The sequence below is a fragment of the Pseudomonas nitroreducens genome (assembly GCF_014204515.1).
Taxonomy (GTDB): Bacteria; Pseudomonadota; Gammaproteobacteria; order Pseudomonadales; family Pseudomonadaceae; genus Pseudomonas; species Pseudomonas nitritireducens_A.
Window position 1 is genome coordinate 253,637 of record NZ_JACHLI010000004.1, and the last position, 17,788, is coordinate 271,424.

Below are 17,788 nucleotides of genomic sequence, written 5' to 3' on the forward strand. Positions count from 1 at the left end.
TTTTCCCATAACGCTCAATCGTCCGAAGTCTTGTGCTTGAACTCGCACAAGTCCTCGATCCGGCAGCTGCCGCACTGCGGCTTGCGTGCCTTGCAGACGTAGCGGCCATGCAGGATCAGCCAGTGGTGGGCATCGAGCAGGTATTCCTTGGGCACGAACTTGAGCAGCTTGCGCTCCACTTCCAGCACATTGCGCCCCGGCGCGATATGGGTGCGGTTGGAGACGCGGAAGATGTGGGTGTCCACCGCCATCGCCGGCTGTCGGAAAGCCGTGTTGAGCACCACGTTGGCGGTCTTGCGGCCCACGCCCGGCAGGGCTTCGAGGTCTTCGCGGTTCTCCGGGACCTGGCCGCCGTGCTTCTCGATGAGGATGCGGCAGGTCTCGATGGTGTTCTTCGCCTTGCTGTTGTACAGGCCGATGGTCTTGATGTACTCCGACAGGCCTTCCACGCCCAGGGCGTAGATCGCCTCCGGGGTATTGGCTACCGGATAGAGCTTGGCAGTGGCCTTGTTCACCCCGACGTCGGTGGCCTGGGCGGAGAGCAGCACCGCGATCAGCAGCTCGAAGGGCGTGCTGTAGGCCAGTTCGGTTTCGGGGTTGGGATTGTCTTCCTTGAGTCGGCGGAAAATCTCCGCGCGCTTGGCGGCATTCATTCGATCACTCCGGTCACGCGGACGCGTTGGCGCTCGGTCGCGGGTGCGTCGCCCGCTGGCGCCTTGGCGCGGTCCGCCAGGCTTTCATCAATACGGTTCTTCAGTGCAAGCAGCAGGCCCAGCAGCAGGAAGGCGCCGGGGGGCAGGACGGCCAGCAGCAGGCCCTGATAGCCAGGAATCTGCAGCTTCCAGTCGGCGGCACCAGGGCCGAACAGCAGCTCCATGCCGGCCAGCAGAGTGCCATGGCCGAGCAGTTCGCGCAGGGTGCCGAGGATCAGCAGGACCAGGGCGAAGCCCAGGCCCATCATCAGGCCGTCGAAGGCCGAGCGCGCGACCTTGTTGTGCGAGGCGAAGGATTGCGCGCGGCCGAGGATCACGCAGTGGGTGGCGATCAGCGGAACGAAGATGCCCAGCACCTCGTACAGCTCGTAGCGCCAGGCCTGCATCAGCAGTTCGACGCAGGTGGCCAGGGTGGCGCTGATCAGCAGGAAGGCGGGCAGGCGCACCGTCTCACTCAGGCTGCTGCGCAGCAACGACGCGGCAATGCTGGAACAGACCAGCACGCAGACAGTCGCCAGCCCCAGGCCGAGGGCGCTGACCATGGAACTGCTGGTGCCCAGCAGCGGGCACAGGCCGAGCAGCTGCACCAGACCGGGGTTGTTCTTCCACAGGCCCTGCAGGGCGATGTCGCGGTAGCCGGGGCTATTCATCGGTACCTCCGGAGGCCGCCGGGGCGAGCAGCTGCGCCTTGTGCGCGTCGAAATACTGCAGCGCCAGGTGGGTGGCCTTGACCACTGCACGCGGAGTGACGGTGGCGCCGACGAACTGGTCGAACTGGCCGCCGTCCTTCTTCACCTTCCAGCCGGCTGCGCCCGGGTCGTTCAGCGAGTGGCCGTCGAAGCCGTGCAGCCAGTCGCTCTTGCCCGGCTCGATGCGATCGCCCTGGCCCGGTGTCTCGTGGTGCGCCACGACTCGCACGCCGAGCAGGCGACCCTGTGCGGTCACGCCGACCAGCAGGTGGATCGAGCCGCCGTAGCCGTCGCGCGCCACCGGTTGCAGGATCACCGCCGTGGCCTGGCCCTGAAAACGGGCGATATAGGCCGGCGCCGGCTCGTCGCGCCCCAGCAGAGCGGGATCGAAGGTGCTGACTGCGGTTTCCAGCGGGTGGTTGTCGTAGCTGCCCTTGGGCAGCAGTTCCAGCAGCGTGCGGCCACGCGCGTCGCGCTGGGCGGTGTCGATGCGCTGGGCGGTGAACTGGTGGACGGCTGCCACCAGGCCGGCGGCGATCACCACAAGCAGACCCAGTACGAGGGCATTCTTCAGCACGGCGCGGTTCATCGTTCATCCGCCTTGAAGCCGCGCTCGGGCTTCTGGTGGCCATAGGTGCGCGGGCGGGTGAAGTGGTCGATGGTCGGCGCGGCGAGGTTCATCAGCAGCACGGCGAACGCCAGCCCTTCCGGGTAGCCACCCCAGGCGCGGATCATGTAGGTGAACACGCCGACGCCGATGCCGAACAGCAGCCGGCCACGGTTGCTGGTGGCGCCGGAGACCGGGTCGGTGACGATGAAGAAGGCGCCGAGCATGGTCGCCCCGCTGAACAGGTGCAGCAGCGGCGAGCCGTGGGAGTCGGAGCCGCTGCCGTTCCAGAACAGCAGGCTCATGACGAACAGGCCGCCGAGCATGCCCACCGGGGCATGCCAGGTAAACAGCCGGCGCCAGAGCAGGAACAGCCCGCCGGCGAGGAAGGCCAGGTTGACCAGCTCCGCGCCGCGCCCGCCGACGCTGCCGAAAGCGGGGGACTGCACCAGCAGTTCTTCCATGGTCAGGCTGTGGTTGTTGCGCACCACGTCCAGCGCCGTGGCGCCGACCCAGGCGTCCGGCGCCAGGCTGGCGAAGCCGAGGATCTGCCCGAGGCCTTCGCCGACTCCGAGCGTGCTGTCCGGCGCCGGCCACTGGCTCATCAGTTGCGGGAAGGACACCAGCACTGCGGCGTAGCCGACCATCGCCGGGTTGAACGGGTTCTGCCCGAGGCCGCCGTACAGGTGCTTGCCGAAGATCAGCGCGAATACCGTGGCCACCGCGCTCAGCCACCAGGGCGCATAGGGCGGCAGGGCGAGGGCGAGCAGCACGGCGGTGACCAGTGCACTGCCGTCCTTGAGGAAGAACGTCACCGGGCGCTCGCGCAGTTTGAGCATCAGCGCTTCGGTGGCGAGGGAGAGCAGGCTGCACCAGAGCAGGTTGAACAGCGTGCCGACGCCGTACAGGCCGATCAGCACCAGTGCGCCCGGAGTGCAGGCGGCCAGCAGGGTCAGCATGACCTTCTGCGTGCGATTCGCGCCGCTGGCGTGGGGCGAGCTGAAGCGCGGCAGCTTTATCAAGGCGCTTCACCGCTGGCATCGGCGACGGCGTGCTCGGCCACCTGCACGCGCTCGCGGGCAGCGGCCAGGGCGGGTTCGCCGGCGCCTTCGCGTTCGAGCTTCTTCAGGTCGGCGCGGGCATAGGCCAGCTCGGTCTTGGCGGCGCGCAGGGCGTTGCTCACCGGGCGCTTGTCGGTGCGCACCAGGTCCGGCGGCGCCTTGCCGCTGGCATCCTCGGCGGCGTGCAGGGCCTGTTCGGCCTCGGCCAGCGTCCGGCGGATCGCTTCCAGTTCCTCGGTGGTGGCGCCTTCGCGCTCAGCGGCGCGCAGGGCATCGCGCTGGGCGATGTAGGCCAGCTTGGCCTGGCGCAGGGCGAGGACGCCGTCGATGGGCGGCTCGGCTTTGGGTTCGATCGGCATGGCAGCCCCCTGCAGTTCGTTGAGCTGGTGTTCGATGCGTTCGACGTCCTCGCGCAAGGCAGCGAGGGTGGCGCACTGCTCGTCGGCGGGCGATTCGCCGAAGGCCTTCGCGGCTTTCTTCCATTGCGCGCGGGCCATGGCGGCGTCGATCCTGGCTTTCTTCAAGGCAGCTTCGTTCGTCGCGGCAGTGGCGGCGGGGACTGGCTCCGGGTTGGCGCTTTGCGCTTCGACGGCGGCCAGCGCGGCTTTCGCTGCTTCAGCGGCGATGCGCAGTTCGGCAACCTGGGCGCGCAATTGTTCGGTGTCGTGGGAAGCCAGCTGTTTCTCGGCTTTCTTCAGCGCGACCTGGGCCATGCTCGCGTCGATCTTCAGCCGCTTGAGCTGGTCCGGCGCGTTGCCCACGGCTTTCTCGGCTTTGACCCTGTCGATGACCGACTGCGCAGCCGGCGTCGCGGGCGTTTCGGCCGTGGGCTGCTGCTCCTGCAAGCGCGCCGCGCGCTCCTGGCGGGCCAGGCGTTCGGCGGCGCGTTGGTCTTCCTCGCGGCGCAGGCGCTCCTGGCGCTGCTCGAAGCGCTGGCGCCAGTGCGCAGCCTTCGACTGACGCTGTTGCTGTTCGCGGATAGCCGCCTTGGACGCGCGGTAGGCCTGCACCAGCGGGATGCTCGACGGGCAGACGTAGGCACAGGCGCCGCACTCGATGCAGTCGAATAGATTGTGCGCCATCAACTGGTCGTGGTGTTCCGCGAAGAAGTACAGCTGTTGCGGCAACAGGCTGGCGGGGCAGACCTGCGCGCAGTCGCCGCAACGGATGCAGGGCATGGCTGGTGCTGGCGCCGGCAGCTCGTCGCGGGTGGCGGCCAGTAGGCAGTTGGCGGTCTTGAGCAGCGGCACCTCCAGCGCGGGCAGGCTGTCGCCCATCAGCGGGCCGCCGAGCAGCAGGCGATCCAGCTTCGCCGGGTCGAGACCGGCGAAGTCCAGCAGCTCGCCGACCGGTGTGCCGATCAGCGCTTCGACATTGCACGGGCGCGCCAGCGCAGCGCCGGTGAGGGTGGTGATGCGCGAGATCAGCGGCCGCCCGCGCAGGATGGCGTCCGCCACGGCGACCACGGTGCCGACATTCAGGCAGAGCATGCCGATGTCCGCCGGCAGCCCGCCGGAGGGGACTTCCCGGCCGGTGAGGAGCTGGATCAGCTGGCGCTCGCCGCCAGCGGGATAGCGGGTCTCCACCACCTGCAGACGGATGCTGCGCTCGCCGATGGCGGCCAGCACGGCGGCGATGGCTTCGGGCTTGTCGTCCTCGATGCCGAGCAGCACCTGCTGCGGCTGGAGGATGTGCATCAGCACTTCGATGCCTTGCACCAGTTCGGCGGCGCGCTCGCGCATCAGCAGGTCGTCGGCGCTGATATAGGGCTCGCACTCGGTGCCGTTGATGATCAGGGTGAGCGGCTCGTCCCGCCGGCGAGAGGCCAGCTTGGCAGCGGTGGGGAAGCCGGCGCCGCCCAGGCCGGCGATGCCGGCCTGGCGGATACGTTCCAGCAGTACGTCGGCGGCGAGAGCGGCGTAGTCCGCAACGGGCTCCAGCGTCGTCCATTGCTCGGCACCGTCGCTGTCGATGACGATGGCGGGCGCCGTCAGCCCGGAAGGATGCGGGTAGGGCTGCGCGCTGATCTCGATCACCGTTCCGGACGTCGGTGCATGCAGCGCGGCGCTGATGGCGCTGCCAGCCTGGGCGATCAACTGGCCCTTTAGCACGCGCTGGCCGACTGCGACGCAAGGCACGGCGGCGTCGCCGCTGTGCTGTTGCAGCGGCAGCACCAGGCGCTGCGGCAGCGGTGGGCGCTGGATCGGCGTCGCGGTGGACTGCTGCTTGTTCGCCGGCAGGCTCAGGCCGCCGGGGAAGCTCCACACCTGGGCGTTCATGCCGCCTGCTCCCGGTCGCGGTGGATCAGTCGATCGGGCTGCGGCCATTGCCAGTCGGCGACGCGCGGCGGCAGTTCGCGCATCTCGATGCAGTCCACCGGGCAGGGTTCCAGGCACAGGTCGCAGCCGGTGCATTCGTCGCTGATCACCGTGTGCATCAGCCGGGCCGCGCCGACGATGGCGTCCACCGGGCAGGCGCGGATGCACTTGGTGCAGCCGATGCACTCGGCCTCGCGGATGTAGGCCACGCGTGGCGCTGTCTCGACGCCATCCAGCGGTGGCGCCGGGACCTGCAACAGCTCGGCGAGGGCGGCGATGGTCGCGGCGCCGCCGGGCGGGCACTTGTTGATCGCATCGCCCTCGGCGATGGCCTGGGCGTAGGGCTTGCAGCCGGCGTAGCCGCACTGGCCGCACTGGGTCTGCGGCAGCAGGTCGTTGACTCGCGCAGCGAGGGGTTCAGCAGCGACCTTCACCCGCGTGGAGGCACGGCGCAACGCCACGACGCCAGCCAGGCAGACGAGGATGATCAGCAGCGCCGCGCTCATGGCTTGAGCATTCCGCTGAAGCCCATGAACGCCAGGGACATCAACCCGGCGGTGAGCATGCCGATGGCCGCGCCCTGGAACGGCTTGGGCACGTCGGCCAGGGCGATGCGTTCGCGCAGGGCGGCGAACAGCACCAGCACCAGGGTGAAGCCCAGTCCGGCGCCGAAGCCCAGCAGGGTGGATTGCAGGAAACCGGACCCGGCGTTGCGCGCATTGAGCAGCGCCACGCCCAGCACGATGCAGTTGGTGGTGATCAGCGGCAGGAAGACGCCCAGCCCATCGACCAGCCGCGGCCGGGTCTTCTTCACCAGCAACTCGGTGAACTGCACCACCACGGCGATCACCAGGACGAAGCCGATGGTGCGCAGGAACTCCACGTCCAGCGGTTGCAGCACGTAGCGCTCGAGGAGGTAGCCCAGCGCCGAGGACAGCGTGAGGACGAAGGTGGTGGCCAGGGCCAGGGCGAGCGCCGTCTCGATCCGGCGCGCCACGCCCATGAACGGACTGATGCCGAGGAACTGCACCAGCACGAAGTTGTTGACCAGGATGGCGCTGACCAGGATCAGGGCGAGTTCGGTCATGGCCGGCGGCCTGTGCACTGGCGTGGGCTGTTCATGCTCAGATTCCGCTGATCAGCAGGTCGATGGCGGCGATGATCTCCAGGCGCAGGTGCGCCAGGCTGCCCACCGGCTCGCCCAGTTCGCGGCGGGCGATGCCGGCCATCTGTGGGGTCAGCAACAGGAGGCTCTCGTCGCCCACGCTCACTGCCGGCATCAGCCGGTTGATGCCGGCCAGTCCCTGGGCGCGGCTGAGCGGAATCACCATGCGCGTGTTGAGCGAGGCCAACAGATCGCTCTGCACATCCAGCAGCAGCGGGATCGCCTTGCAGGTGCGCGGGTTGGCGTTGCGGTAGAGGTCGAACTGCGTCATCAGAAGCTCCGCAGACCGTCGCTGAACACGCCGGTTTCCTCGACGTGCTGGTTGTAGGTTTCTATCGCTTCGCGGTTCTGCTCCAGCCAGCGCTGGGCCAGGCGCTCCTTGACCACATCGGCCAGCGCCTCCTCGAGTACCGCCGACAGGTTCACGTCCAGCTCGCGGGCCTGTTTGAGCAGGTCGCTGTTGAGGCTGAGATTGGTGGCCTTCTTCGGCGCCTGGGGATCGTAGGTCGTGTGCATGGGCACCTCCACGGTAGATGCGCATAGGTTATGCGCATTGCCGGACGGGAACAATCTTCCTGCGCTGTAAAGCAGTTGCGGTAGCGGGGCCGGCAGGAGGAGTATCGGCGGTTGCCGAACTCGCTCGGCAACCTTCACGGACACTTTCATGCCCAGACGCTTCACCGCCCTCTGCCTGCTGTTCTCCAGTGGCCTGGCTTCGGCCGCGCCGTTCACCACCGCCGACCTGGTCGCCTGGCCGCGCATGGGCGTGGCGGATTTCGCCTGCCTGCTGGAGCAGCGCACCGGTCAGGCTGACGCGCAGTTCGGCTGTGCGGCGAGCAGGAAGCTGAGCAACTGGGGCGACGCCTGCCACGACACCGACCTCAGCTACGCCGGGCCGCAGCTACCGGAAGCGCTGGTGCGCCAGCTTGATCCGCGCATCGCGGCGGTGGACCTGGACTGGGAGTACGGACGCCTGCAATCGGTCAACGTCACCTTCGACAGGATCATGACCGCGGAGGAGGTGGCCGACATCTTCCCGCAGGTAAACCTGGACGACCCCACCTCGCGGGACAACCTGAGCAACGCTTCGCTGCAGGACTGCGCGTCGGATGCCTCGTGCCTCTACCTTGAGGGCTTCGAGCACCTGGGCGGCGGCGATGTGGATTGCGAGGATGCTCAGTAACGCCAGGGCCCGAGCCCCGGCGTTGAGCTCCGAGTTTGAGCCGCGTCAGTCGGCCTTGTGCGCGCCGCGCCGTCTGCCGAGCCTGCGCCACAGCCAGCGCAGGATCAGCCCGGCGATCAGCAGCACGACCAGTATCGGCAGGCCGAAGGCGGCCATCTGGATGGCGTTGACGGTGCCGTCGGTGAGCTCTTCCAGGGAGTTGCTGAAGGCGTTGCCGATGCGCGACCAGCGGCCGGTGGGCTGGTATTCGCTGGAGAAGTCCAGGGTCAGCAGGTTGGTGGCAATACGGCGCTGCTGCTGGGCGGCGTCCTGGCTGGCGGCGTGCAGTTGCTGCTCCACCTCGGCGGTGGCCTTGGCCAGCGCCAACAGGTCGCTGACGCTCATGTCCTTGCGGCCCTGGAAGCTTTGCAGGGTCTGGTATTCGCGCTGCAGCCGGTCGCGCAGCTGCTGGTTGTCGCTGACCGCCTGGGCAAGGTCTTCAGCCTGGGTGCTGCGGCTCTGCAGTTGCCCGCCTTCGGCGGCCAGTGCCACCAGCTTCTCGACGCCCTCGGGAACGATGCGCACTACGAGATGCGCCCGGCGCATCTGGCTGTCGCCGCTCTGCTCGATGGCGATCAGGTCGCAATGGCCGAAACGGTCCTGCTGGCAGGCATCGCGGGACGCCGCCAGCTGCGCGTCGATGCGTTCGCTGGCCAGGCGGATGCCGACCTGATGTTCATAGGCGAGGAAGGCGCCGGCTTTCGCCGCTTCCCCCTGGAAAGCGACGCCTGCGCCGGCGCCGTGTTCGGAAGGGCCGCTACAGCCGGCGAGGGCGACGGTCAGTGCGAGCGCCGCCCAGTGGTGCAGTTTCATCGATGGCCTCCTTGCCTGGCGATGCTTACTTGACGCGCTGGCCGGGCTTGGCGCCGCTGTCGGGGCTCAGCAGGTAGATTTCCTCACCGCCGGGGCCGGCAGCCAGGACCATGCCTTCGGAGACGCCGAACTTCATCTTGCGTGGGGCCAGGTTGGCCACGTACAGGGTCAGGCGGCCTTCGAGCTTGCTCGGGTCCGGGTAGGCGCTCTTGATGCCGGAGAACACGTTGCGCTTCTCGTCGCCGATGTCCAGGGACAGGCGCAGCAGCTTGTCGGCGCCCTCGACGAACTCGCACTTCTCGATCAGCGCGATGCGCAGGTCGACGGCGGCGAAGGCGTCGAAGTTGATCTCCGCGGCCAGCGGGTCCTTGGTCAGCTCGCCGTTACCGGCAGGCTGGTTGGCGGCGGCGAGGTCTTCCTTGGAGGCTTCGATCATGGCTTCGATTTTCGCAGGCTCGATACGGGTCATCAGCGGGTTGAACGGGTTCAGTTGGTGGTTGGCCAGCAACTGTTCGTGGTCGGCCCATTTCAGCGGGGCGACGTTGAGGAAGGCTTCGGCGGCTTCGGCCAGCTTCGGCAGCACGGGCTTCAAGAAGATCACCAGCTGGCGGAACAGGTTCACACCCAGGGCGCAGATCGCCTGGACTTCGTCCTGCTTGCCTTCCTGCTTGTTCAGCGACCACGGGGCCTTGTCGGCGATCCAGGCGTTGGCCTGGTCGGCCAGGGCCATGATCTCGCGCATGGCACGGCCGAAATCACGGGCTTCGTAGGCGGCGGCGATGCTCGGCGCGGCGTCCTTGAAGGCCTGGGCCAGCTCCGGCGCCGGGTTGGCGTCCACCAGCAGGCCGTTGTTGCCCTTGTGGATGAAGCCGGCGCAACGGCTGGCGATGTTGACCACCTTGCCGACCAGGTCGGAGTTGACCTTCTGCACGAAGTCCTCGAGGTTCAGGTCGAGGTCGTCGACGCCGCGGCCCAGCTTGGAGGCGTAGTAGTAGCGCAGGTACTCCGGGTCCAGGTGGTCCAGGTAGGTGCGCGCCTTGACGAAGGTACCGCGCGACTTGGACATCTTCTGGCCGTTGACGGTCAGGTAGCCGTGCACGTTCAGCGCGGTCGGCTTGCGGTAGCCGGCGCCTTCGAGCATGGCCGGCCAGAACAGCGCGTGGAAGTTGACGATGTCCTTGCCGATGAAGTGGTACAGCTCGGCGTCGGAACCCTGCTGCCAGTAGGCGTCGAAGTCCAGCTCCGGACGGCGCGCGCAGAGGTTCTTGAAGCTGGCCATGTAGCCGATCGGCGCGTCCAGCCAGACGTAGAAGTACTTGCCCGGCGCATCGGGAATCTCGAAGCCGAAGTAGGGCGCATCGCGGGAGATGTCCCATTCCTGCAGGCCACTGTCCAGCCACTCGGCGAGCTTGTTGGCCACCGAGTCCTGCAGGGTGCCGCTGCGGGTCCACTGCTGCAGCATGTTCTGGAAGTCAGGCAGCTTGAAGAAGTAGTGCAGCGATTCCTTGAGCACCGGGGTGGCGCCGGAGATCGCCGATTTCGGGTCCTTCAGCTCAGTGGGCGAGTAGGTCGCGCCGCAGGCTTCGCAGTTGTCGCCGTACTGGTCGGCGGTGCCGCACTTGGGGCAGGTGCCCTTGATGAAGCGGTCGGCCAGGAACATCTGCTTTTCCGGGTCGAAGTACTGGGTCACCGGACGGGTGGCGATGTGGCCGGCGTCGCGCAGCTTCAGGTAGATGGCCGAGGACAGCTCGCGGTTCTCGTCCGAGTGGGTCGAGTGGTAGTTGTCGAAGTCGACCATGAAATCGGCGAAGTCGGCCATGTGCTCGGCGCGCACACCGTCGATCAACTGCTCGGAGGTGATGCCTTCGCGCTCGGCGCGCAGCATGATGGCCGAGCCGTGGGCATCGTCCGCGCACACATACACCGCCTGGTTGCCACGCATCTTCTGGAAGCGCACCCAGATGTCGGTCTGGATGTACTCCAGCATGTGACCCAGGTGGATCGAACCATTGGCGTAGGGCAGGGCGCTGGTGACGAGGATCTTGCGGGCTTCGGACATGATGATCGGCCGTTCCGGTTAAAACGAGGGAATCGGTAACTATATAGGAAGCGGCAAGCGGTAAGCCAGAATGGGCTACAGGCGGCAGGCTATGGGCTGCAGGCGGGAGCGAGGCGCCAAGTCGCGCCTGGAGCCTGCAGCCTGAAGCCTGCCGCTGCTGTTAGAATGCCCGCCTATTCTGCTCAGTCTTTCATCGGGAGTACCCATGAGCGCCGTTACCCGTGCCACGGTGGAGGCCGTCCTCCGCCAGATCAACGACCCCCACACCGGCCAGAACCTGCTGGACGCCGGCTACCTGCGCGAGCTGGACATCCAGGGCGGGCGCGTCGCGCTGACCCTGGAGCTGGGCTACGCCGCCGGCCTGTTCAGGAACGGCCTGGCGCAGACCGTGCAGATGGCCCTGGAAGCACTGGACGGTGTCGACTCGGCCCAGGTGAAAGTGGAAACCCACATCGCCGCGCACAAGGCCCAGGCCCAGGTGCCGGGGATGAGCAACGTCAAGAACATCATCGCCGTGGCCTCCGGCAAGGGCGGCGTGGGCAAGTCCACCACCGCCGCCAACCTCGCGCTGGCGCTGGCCCGCGAAGGCGCCAGGGTGGGCATCCTCGACGCCGATATCTATGGCCCGAGCCAGGGCATCATGTTCGGTATCCCCGAGGGTACCCGGCCGCAGATCCGTGAGCAGAAGTGGTTCATCCCGCTGCAAGCCCACGGCGTCGAAGTCATGTCCATGGCCTTCCTCACCGACGACAACACCCCGGTGGTCTGGCGCGGCCCGATGGTTTCCGGCGCGCTGCTGCAGCTGATCACCCAGACCGCCTGGAACGACCTGGACTACCTGGTCATCGACATGCCGCCGGGCACCGGCGACATCCAGCTGACCCTGGCGCAGAAAGTCCCGGTGGCCGGCTCGGTGATCGTCACCACCCCGCAGGACCTGGCCCTGCTCGACGCGAAGAAGGGCGTGGAGATGTTCCGCAAGGTCAACATCCCGGTGCTGGGCGTGGTGGAGAACATGGCCGTGCACATCTGCTCCAACTGTGGCCACGCCGAGCACCTGTTCGGCGAGGGCGGCGGCGAGAAGCTGGCGGCGCAGTACGGCGTGGAACTGCTGGCCTCGCTGCCGCTGTCCATGGCCATCCGCATGCAGGCCGACGGCGGCAAGCCCACGGTGATCGCCGATCCGGAAAGCCAACTGGCGATGATCTACCAGGAAATGGCGCGTTGCGTCGGCGCCCGCATCGCCCTGAGCGAGAAGGCCGCTCCGGACATGCCGAACATCTCCATCAGCGACGACTGATCGCCAGGAACTCCCATGCGCAAGGATGCGAAAAGCGCCGCCGGCTGGCTGCTGGCGGCGTGCCTGGGCCTCACCGGCTCACTGGGCTGGGGCGCCGACGAAGACTCCGCCGATTGGCAGGCCCAGTGTGTGATCGGCGGCCAGCCGTTGACCCTGGACTTCCGTTCCGCCTCCGGTGATGCCTTCGAGGACGACATGACCGTGCAGGCGCGCCGCGCCGACGGCTCCAGCGTCGCGCTGCCACTGCCGCCCGCCCTCTACCACGCCACCGGACTGCTCGGCAGCCCGCGCAGCGCCTGCGACCCAGTGCCGCTGCTGGACATGGGCAACGGCCTCGGCCTGCTGCTCCTGGTGCGCGACAACCTCCCCGGCCTGCCGGTGGTGGATGTGTTGCTGCTGGATCTGGTCACTTTGCAGGTTGTGGACAAGCGCCTGGGCGATCCCGGCGCCTTGGAAGGCCTGCTGAAGACGTCCAGCCTGGTGCTGCGTCAGTCAGCCGAGGGAGTCGATTTGCGCCTGGTGCGCGAAGCCGTGCCCGGCGCCGAATGCGATTGCGCCGACGCCTATGCCGAAGACTGGCTGCGCTTCTCGGTGGAGCAGCGACGATTGCGAACGGCCTGGTTGCCCTGAGCCCGCGGAGGAGCCCTCACACTTTCCAGTCGGTTCCGGCTCCATCCGGAAACTGGCCGTTGCGCAGCTCATCGATACTGAGTTCCCGCCCGGTCCAGACGTGCACCTTGCGTGCCCCCGCCCCGCGACAAAGCTCATGGAAACCGCGGGCTTCCACCATGGTCAGGCCACCCTCGAGCAGTTCCTGGGGGTGCAGAATCGCGATCGGCGCCGCCTTGAACAGGGTTCTGGGTACCAGGCGCCGGAACAGCAGCTGCAAGGTCTTCTCGCAGATGGGGTAGTTCGCCAGCAACGTCCGTGGATGATCAAAGCCGTTGAGTACCTCGACGCCGGCCTGGCCCTGCAGTTGCTGTGCCGCCTCGCCGACTGCAAGGACCTTGGGCTTGCCGTCTTCGTAGCGCAGGGCCAGTAGCGGTGGTTCGCCGAACGCCTGGCCGGAGGGCAGCAGCACGCCGCTGATCCAGTGACGGGAAAGCTTCAGGTACAGGGTGGACGAAAAGTGCTCAAGCATTTGCGGTCTCTTCCGTGAGGCGATGCGGCGCAGGTTACGGAAATCCACCTGAAGCCGTCGACCATCCGGCCGCACCCTTTGCTGGAAATTGTGACGCCCGGTAAGATTCGCCTTCTTTTTTCAACCGCCGCACAGGACACCCGCCATGAGCATCAAATCGGACAAGTGGATTCGCCGCATGGCTCAGGAACACGGCATGATCGAGCCGTTCGTCGAGCGCCAGATCCGTGGTGCCGATGACAGCCGGGTGATTTCCTACGGCGTCTCCAGCTACGGCTACGACGTGCGCTGCGCCGCCGAATTCAAGGTGTTCACCAACATCCACTCGGCCGTGGTCGACCCGAAGAACTTCGACGAGAAGAGCTTCGTCGACATCAACAGCGACGTCTGCATCATCCCGCCGAACTCCTTCGCCCTGGCGCGCACCGTCGAGTACTTCCGCATCCCGCGCGACGTGCTGACCATCTGCCTGGGCAAGAGCACCTACGCGCGCTGCGGCATCATCGTCAACGTGACCCCGCTGGAGCCCGAGTGGGAAGGCCACGTGACCCTGGAATTCTCCAATACCACCAACCTGCCGGCGAAGATCTACGCCCACGAAGGCGTGGCGCAGATGCTGTTCCTGCAGTCGGACGAGGCCTGCGAAGTGTCCTACCGCGATCGCGGCGGCAAGTACCAGGGCCAGACCGGCGTGACCCTGCCCAAGGCCTGATCGGGCCGTACAGAGAGAACACGGACATGACCTCGCAAGGACTGCGGGGCCTGCTTTGCGCCCTGTTGCTGGGCGCCAGCGGCCATCTGGCGGCCGCCGAACTCAACGTCACCCCGGGTGGCGACGTGCTTGGCCTGCCGCCCAACGCTCCCCTGAAGCAATTCGTCGAACGCCTGGGCGAGCCCACGGCGCGCCTGCCCATGCGCAATGGCGAGCAGGGCCTGCTCTACGGCAACGCCACGCTGCTGGTGTTCAAGGGGCAGCGCCTGACGGAAGTGCGCTGCTGGTTGCACAGCCGGTTCACGCCGTCGCTGTTCCTGGGCTGGCTGGACCAGGTCGAGCCTGGCAAGGACCCGCTGACCTTCGCCGTGGACGGCAAGGTGCATCTGGGCCAGGAGCGTGGCGCGGCCACTCAGGGGCTCAACGGCCTGGAAGGCGACGGCGACGAGTTGTCCGACATCCGCATGAGCGGCGAGAGCGAAATCTGGCTGGGCTACGGTAATTCCGAGGACTACGGCATCCAGGGCGAGAGCCATCAGGTCGTGGTCTCCCTCAGCGTGAGCATGCCCGAGCCGCTGGCCGCTGCGGCTTCAATGGGCGTGATGAGCCGTCCCTAGGGACTCCAGCACGAAAGCCGCTCGCTCCTCCAGCCCCGCGAGCGGCAGCCGCACGATGCGATAGCCCAGCTCTTCGTACACCCTGGCCATGACTGCCGCCGTGCGCCGTGCTTCGGTGAAGTCCTGCCGGCGCTCGGCGTCCTGGCGGTAGATGGCTTCCCACGGCGGTGCCAGGAAAACAGTCGGCCCATAACGCAGTTCCCGAGCGGCGGTTTCCAGTTCGACGGGAACAGGCAGGCCACAAAGCCGCGCATAGCCCAGCACATCCACCAGGCCGCGATCGAACAGCCACAGCCCGCCCGCAGCGAGCGCTTGCTCGCGGGTCGTCAGCGCGTGTTCGAACATCGCCTGGCAGAAGGCTTCCCGGTTGGCCCATGGCAGGGCGTCTGCGCCCATGGCCAGTTGCTGGCGGATGATGGCGCGGCCGCCTTCTTCGATGACGTTGAGGCCGTGATACTGGTGCAGATAGTCGAGCAGCGTGCTCTTGCCGGCTCCGGGGCCGCCGGTGATGACGATGAGGGATTCGGACATGGCGATGACTCCTGGGTAAAGGATGGAGGGAGTGCCAGTCGGGAAGGTCTTGCGAGGGGAGGTACGGCGGAAGCGGGGCGGGAAAAAAGAAAGGCACCCAAGGGGTGCCTGAATATGATCATGGAGTAAGTCGACAATTCTGATTCCGAGGCGGGATGCAAGTTCCCGACCCCGGTGAAATATTTTTCAGATCATCACTTTTCCGGCACCAGCGTCAGGCGCTTCACGCCGTAGACCTTCTCCAGGTTCTGCGATTGGAACGGGAAGGTCATGTAGTTGCCCTTCAGCCAGGCGTCGATGCCGTCGGCGTAGTGTGGGCTGGCCGGGTTGCCGGACTGGCCGCTGCTGTTGAGGGCGATCATCGGTTCGCTCTGGCCGAAGTCGACGATCAGGCGCATGGCCGGGATCAGCCAGGTATCGAAGTCCTGGCCCCAGTGGTAGGCGGAGACGTTCAGCGTCGTGTGATCGCCGCCGGCCGGGTACGGGCCGCGGTCCAGGTAGCCCTTGATTGCGCCGAGGCTGGCGCGCTCGCTGGCGCTGAGGTTGGGCGCCATCTTGGTGCTGTCGCTGACCCACTCGTAGGTGTGCAGCTTGCCCCACTGCCAGGCGCGGCGGTCGCTGCCCAGCTTCTGTTCGCAGAAGGCGGTGGCGGCGGCCAGGCTGCGGGCGAGGATCGCCGGCTTGTCTTCCTTCTGCGGGGTGCGGGTGTCGTCCCAGAACGGGCTGTCGTCGCGCCCCAGCAGATGGTCGGCCTGGGCCGAGTAGGAGAGGTTGGCGGTCTCGACGAAGGCCTTCCACGACGGGCTGTCTTCCGGGCCCAGCTCGTCGAGGAAGATCTGCCGGGTGCTTTCCTGCAGGAAGGCTTCGTACAGCGCGGCGTCGCCGGAGGTGGGCGAGAGCTTGCCGTCGAACGCCATGATCCGGTCCAGCGCTTCGCGGGCGCGGGCGCGCTGGTCGGCGGGCAGGGCGTCGATGGCCTTCTTCAGCGGCTGGGCCATGCCCGGCGCATCCAGCATCGATTGCAGCTTGCCGGCGAACGGCGTGGTCTGGTCGTACTGCATGGCGATCATGCTGCGGTAGTCGTGGCTCTTGCTGGCGCCGGCGAGCTGGGCGATGCGCTCGTAGCGCTCGGGGTAGTACCAGGAGCTGGAAAGCTGCGCGCCGTAGCCCGGCTGCACGCTGCGGTGGTTGGCGGTGCCCAGCCAGCCCTGCGCCGGGTCCTGGTCGGACGGATGGAGGATCGGGTCGGCGTAGCCGTCCCAGTCGTAGCGGCCGTCCCAGCCGGGGGAGGGCAGCAGGCCGCGGCCTTCCTTGCGGTTGGGGAAGCGCCCGGTGACCTGCCAGCCGATGTGCTTCTCGTCGGCGAATACGATGTTCAGCGCCATGGCGCGCACGTCGCGGGTGGCATCGAAGGCCTGCTCGACGTTCTTCGCCCGGGACAGGTCGAAGAAGGCGTCGAGGGTGCGGTCGGTCTCGTTCTGGATGCTCTGGTAGGCAATGCCGTAGCCGCTGGACAGCGGCAGCGGTTGCAGTTCGTGCTTGCGCTCGCCCAGGGCGCTGTTGAGCAGCGGGCCGTGACGGGTCTCGTAGATGACCTCGCGGACCGGACTCTGGCCCTTGATGAAGAAGGTCTCGTTGCGCTCGATGGCCGGTTTCCACTGGCCGTCGGCGAGGTAGTAGAGCTTGCTGCCCTGGCGCTTCACCTGTTCGAGGAACAGGTCCTGGTTGTCGCCCATGACCATGGTCATGCCCCAGGCCAGCTTGCCGTTGAAACCGGCCACCACGCCCGGTACGCCGGCGATGGAGACGCCCGCGGCGTTGTACTTGGGCGAGCGGATCTGCACGTAGTTCCACACCGAGGGCATGGATAGCGGCAGGTGGGTGTCATTGGCCAGGATGCTTTTGCCGCTGCGGCTGCGCTGCGGGGCGATGGCCCAGTTGTTGGAGGCGGCGACGCCCATCATCTGCAGCGACGCGACCTGCCCGGCGGCGCGGTCGAGGGCGTCGAGCCCGGCGATCCTGCCGTCCAGGCGCAGGCCCTTGAGCTTCTCGGCTTCCTCGAAGGGCAGCGCTTCGTCCGGATAGATCGGCGTCAGCCAGGGCAGCTTGTCGGCGCCGACCTTCTGCGCCAGCACCAGGGAGGCGATCTCTTCCTGCAGGTTCACCGCCAGGCCGAAGTTCAGCAGGCTGAAGACCAGCGCGGAGTCTTCCGGTTTCCAGTACTCGGGACGGTAGCCGGATTCGGCCAGGTCCATCGGCAGCTTGTCGCGGTAGCGGTACAGGTAGGCATTGACGCCGCGCGCGTACGTCTCGAAGAAGCGCTTCAGGCGCGGCGAAGAGCCAGCATACAGCGCATCCGCGGCCTTCTTCAGGTTCACCGTGCGCATGAAGCGGTCGGTCTCCAGGGCGCCGGGGCCGACCATCTCGGACAGGCGTCCCTGGGCCATCAGGCGCAGGCCGACCATCTGGCTGATGCGGTCGCTGGCGTGCACGTAGCCCAGGGTGAACAGCGCATCGTGGAAGGTGCTGGTCTCGATCAGCGGCATCCCCAGGCTGTTGCGGCGGATCGACACGTTGTCCGCCAGGCCCTTGATCGGCTGCACGCCATAGCTGGGCGGCAGGCTGTCGGAATAGCGGTCATTCAGCCAGCCCTGGCAGCCGCTGAGGCTGACGGCGGCGCTGAGGGTGGCGGCAAGGCCGAAGCTGGGAAGCCGGCGGAAGGCTCGCGGGGCCATGGAGATGTGCTCCTGCACAAGAGGGACGCGGAAAAGGCGCTACGTTAGTGAGCCGAGGATAGCTGTGCAAGCCACGCACGGCGGGATTTTCAGTGACTGGCCGAT

The 17,788-nt window shown here is 67.1% G+C and carries 19 protein-coding genes; 5 read left to right on the forward strand and 14 right to left on the reverse strand.

Going from position 1 to position 17,788, the window contains the following annotated elements:
- Positions 1 to 14: 14 nt before the first annotated feature.
- Genes nth through HNP46_RS07700 form a run of 9 tightly spaced genes read right to left on the reverse strand, consistent with a single transcriptional unit; the run spans position 15 to position 7,069 of the window.
- Entirely contained in the window at positions 15 to 653 is a 639-nt protein-coding gene (nth, locus tag HNP46_RS07660; RefSeq protein WP_184587412.1) for an endonuclease III, read from the reverse strand.
- The gene (locus tag HNP46_RS07665) at positions 650 to 1,363 is read right to left on the reverse strand and encodes an electron transport complex subunit E (RefSeq protein WP_184587413.1); all 714 of its coding nucleotides are present in this window, start codon (positions 1,361 to 1,363) and stop codon (positions 650 to 652) included. Before HNP46_RS07665 ends, nth begins: the two co-directional genes overlap by 4 nt.
- Positions 1,356 to 1,991 (reverse strand): electron transport complex subunit RsxG, encoded by a 636-nt coding sequence (gene rsxG, locus HNP46_RS07670; RefSeq protein WP_184587414.1) that lies wholly within the window; start codon positions 1,989 to 1,991, stop codon positions 1,356 to 1,358. The genes HNP46_RS07665 and rsxG overlap by 8 nt, the downstream gene beginning before the upstream one ends.
- The gene (locus HNP46_RS07675; RefSeq protein ID WP_184587597.1) at positions 1,988 to 3,028 is read right to left on the reverse strand and encodes an RnfABCDGE type electron transport complex subunit D; all 1,041 of its coding nucleotides are present in this window, start codon (positions 3,026 to 3,028) and stop codon (positions 1,988 to 1,990) included. Before HNP46_RS07675 ends, rsxG begins: the two co-directional genes overlap by 4 nt.
- On the reverse strand, positions 3,028 to 5,349 hold the full coding sequence (gene rsxC, locus HNP46_RS07680) for an electron transport complex subunit RsxC (protein ID WP_184587415.1): 2,322 nt from the start codon (positions 5,347 to 5,349) through the stop codon (positions 3,028 to 3,030). The genes HNP46_RS07675 and rsxC overlap by 1 nt, the downstream gene beginning before the upstream one ends.
- Complete coding sequence (rsxB, locus tag HNP46_RS07685) at positions 5,346 to 5,894, reverse strand: electron transport complex subunit RsxB (protein WP_184587416.1); 549 nt, start codon at positions 5,892 to 5,894, stop codon at positions 5,346 to 5,348. Before rsxB ends, rsxC begins: the two co-directional genes overlap by 4 nt.
- Complete coding sequence (gene rsxA, locus HNP46_RS07690; protein ID WP_184587417.1) at positions 5,891 to 6,475, reverse strand: electron transport complex subunit RsxA; 585 nt, start codon at positions 6,473 to 6,475, stop codon at positions 5,891 to 5,893. Before rsxA ends, rsxB begins: the two co-directional genes overlap by 4 nt.
- A gap of 37 nt (positions 6,476 to 6,512) precedes the next feature.
- Positions 6,513 to 6,824 carry a CcdB family protein gene (locus HNP46_RS07695; RefSeq protein WP_184587418.1) on the reverse strand — a complete coding sequence of 104 codons (312 nt, stop codon included), beginning with the start codon at positions 6,822 to 6,824 and terminating at the stop codon, positions 6,513 to 6,515.
- Complete coding sequence (locus HNP46_RS07700) at positions 6,824 to 7,069, reverse strand: type II toxin-antitoxin system CcdA family antitoxin (protein WP_184587419.1); 246 nt, start codon at positions 7,067 to 7,069, stop codon at positions 6,824 to 6,826. The genes HNP46_RS07695 and HNP46_RS07700 overlap by 1 nt, the downstream gene beginning before the upstream one ends.
- A 148-nt stretch (positions 7,070 to 7,217) precedes the next feature.
- On the opposite strand from HNP46_RS07700, the gene HNP46_RS07705 reads away from it, so the two are divergent.
- Positions 7,218 to 7,736, forward strand: coding sequence for a hypothetical protein (locus HNP46_RS07705; RefSeq protein ID WP_184587420.1), 519 nt, complete (start codon positions 7,218 to 7,220; stop codon positions 7,734 to 7,736).
- Between the two features lie 45 nt (positions 7,737 to 7,781).
- On the opposite strand, the gene HNP46_RS07710 is transcribed toward HNP46_RS07705, so the two are convergent.
- Positions 7,782 to 8,582 (reverse strand): DUF4349 domain-containing protein, encoded by an 801-nt coding sequence (locus tag HNP46_RS07710; RefSeq protein WP_409372414.1) that lies wholly within the window; start codon positions 8,580 to 8,582, stop codon positions 7,782 to 7,784.
- Between the two features lie 31 nt (positions 8,583 to 8,613).
- Entirely contained in the window at positions 8,614 to 10,647 is a 2,034-nt protein-coding gene (gene metG / locus HNP46_RS07715) for a methionine--tRNA ligase (RefSeq protein ID WP_184587422.1), read from the reverse strand.
- Positions 10,648 to 10,852: 205 nt separating this feature from the next.
- Between metG and apbC the strand changes: the two genes are divergently transcribed.
- Both apbC and HNP46_RS07725 read left to right on the forward strand, forming a co-directional pair.
- Complete coding sequence (apbC, locus tag HNP46_RS07720; protein ID WP_184587423.1) at positions 10,853 to 11,947, forward strand: iron-sulfur cluster carrier protein ApbC; 1,095 nt, start codon at positions 10,853 to 10,855, stop codon at positions 11,945 to 11,947.
- A gap of 15 nt (positions 11,948 to 11,962) precedes the next feature.
- Positions 11,963 to 12,577 (forward strand): hypothetical protein, encoded by a 615-nt coding sequence (locus HNP46_RS07725; protein WP_184587424.1) that lies wholly within the window; start codon positions 11,963 to 11,965, stop codon positions 12,575 to 12,577.
- A 16-nt stretch (positions 12,578 to 12,593) separates the two neighbouring features.
- On the opposite strand, the gene HNP46_RS07730 is transcribed toward HNP46_RS07725, so the two are convergent.
- Positions 12,594 to 13,088, reverse strand: a complete 495-nt coding sequence (locus tag HNP46_RS07730; protein WP_184587425.1) for a rod shape-determining protein — start codon at positions 13,086 to 13,088, stop codon at positions 12,594 to 12,596.
- Positions 13,089 to 13,233: 145 nt separating this feature from the next.
- Between HNP46_RS07730 and dcd the strand changes: the two genes are divergently transcribed.
- Positions 13,234 to 13,800 (forward strand): dCTP deaminase, encoded by a 567-nt coding sequence (gene dcd / locus HNP46_RS07735; protein ID WP_017521037.1) that lies wholly within the window; start codon positions 13,234 to 13,236, stop codon positions 13,798 to 13,800.
- A 26-nt stretch (positions 13,801 to 13,826) separates the two neighbouring features.
- On the forward strand, positions 13,827 to 14,417 hold the full coding sequence (locus tag HNP46_RS07740) for a hypothetical protein (protein WP_184587427.1): 591 nt from the start codon (positions 13,827 to 13,829) through the stop codon (positions 14,415 to 14,417).
- On the opposite strand, the gene HNP46_RS07745 is transcribed toward HNP46_RS07740, so the two are convergent.
- Both HNP46_RS07745 and HNP46_RS07750 read right to left on the reverse strand, forming a co-directional pair.
- Complete coding sequence (locus HNP46_RS07745; protein WP_184587429.1) at positions 14,391 to 14,948, reverse strand: AAA family ATPase; 558 nt, start codon at positions 14,946 to 14,948, stop codon at positions 14,391 to 14,393. The genes HNP46_RS07740 and HNP46_RS07745 overlap by 27 nt on opposite strands.
- 194 nt (positions 14,949 to 15,142) lie before the next feature.
- Positions 15,143 to 17,683: a penicillin acylase family protein gene (locus HNP46_RS07750; protein ID WP_184587431.1), complete on the reverse strand. Its 2,541-nt coding sequence runs from the start codon at positions 17,681 to 17,683 to the stop codon at positions 15,143 to 15,145.
- Positions 17,684 to 17,788 lie beyond the last annotated feature (105 nt).

What these genes read in the sequence shown, in the direction of transcription:
- rsxC (WP_184587415.1), bottom strand. Translation starts at nt 5,349, where the DNA reads ATGAACGCCCAGGTGTGGAGCTTCCCCGGCGGCCTGAGCCTGCCGGCG.
- nth (WP_184587412.1), bottom strand. Translation starts at nt 653, where the DNA reads ATGAATGCCGCCAAGCGCGCGGAGATTTTCCGCCGACTCAAGGAAGAC.
- metG (WP_184587422.1), bottom strand. Translation starts at nt 10,647, where the DNA reads ATGTCCGAAGCCCGCAAGATCCTCGTCACCAGCGCCCTGCCCTACGCC.
- HNP46_RS07730 (WP_184587425.1), bottom strand. Translation starts at nt 13,088, where the DNA reads ATGCTTGAGCACTTTTCGTCCACCCTGTACCTGAAGCTTTCCCGTCAC.
- HNP46_RS07700 (WP_184587419.1), bottom strand. Translation starts at nt 7,069, where the DNA reads ATGCACACGACCTACGATCCCCAGGCGCCGAAGAAGGCCACCAATCTC.
- HNP46_RS07725 (WP_184587424.1), top strand. Translation starts at nt 11,963, where the DNA reads ATGCGCAAGGATGCGAAAAGCGCCGCCGGCTGGCTGCTGGCGGCGTGC.
- HNP46_RS07745 (WP_184587429.1), bottom strand. Translation starts at nt 14,948, where the DNA reads ATGTCCGAATCCCTCATCGTCATCACCGGCGGCCCCGGAGCCGGCAAG.
- HNP46_RS07695 (WP_184587418.1), bottom strand. Translation starts at nt 6,824, where the DNA reads ATGACGCAGTTCGACCTCTACCGCAACGCCAACCCGCGCACCTGCAAG.
- HNP46_RS07740 (WP_184587427.1), top strand. Translation starts at nt 13,827, where the DNA reads ATGACCTCGCAAGGACTGCGGGGCCTGCTTTGCGCCCTGTTGCTGGGC.
- apbC (WP_184587423.1), top strand. Translation starts at nt 10,853, where the DNA reads ATGAGCGCCGTTACCCGTGCCACGGTGGAGGCCGTCCTCCGCCAGATC.
- HNP46_RS07705 (WP_184587420.1), top strand. Translation starts at nt 7,218, where the DNA reads ATGCCCAGACGCTTCACCGCCCTCTGCCTGCTGTTCTCCAGTGGCCTG.
- rsxA (WP_184587417.1), bottom strand. Translation starts at nt 6,475, where the DNA reads ATGACCGAACTCGCCCTGATCCTGGTCAGCGCCATCCTGGTCAACAAC.
- HNP46_RS07750 (WP_184587431.1), bottom strand. Translation starts at nt 17,683, where the DNA reads ATGGCCCCGCGAGCCTTCCGCCGGCTTCCCAGCTTCGGCCTTGCCGCC.
- HNP46_RS07665 (WP_184587413.1), bottom strand. Translation starts at nt 1,363, where the DNA reads ATGAATAGCCCCGGCTACCGCGACATCGCCCTGCAGGGCCTGTGGAAG.
- rsxG (WP_184587414.1), bottom strand. Translation starts at nt 1,991, where the DNA reads ATGAACCGCGCCGTGCTGAAGAATGCCCTCGTACTGGGTCTGCTTGTG.
- rsxB (WP_184587416.1), bottom strand. Translation starts at nt 5,894, where the DNA reads ATGAGCGCGGCGCTGCTGATCATCCTCGTCTGCCTGGCTGGCGTCGTG.
- dcd (WP_017521037.1), top strand. Translation starts at nt 13,234, where the DNA reads ATGAGCATCAAATCGGACAAGTGGATTCGCCGCATGGCTCAGGAACAC.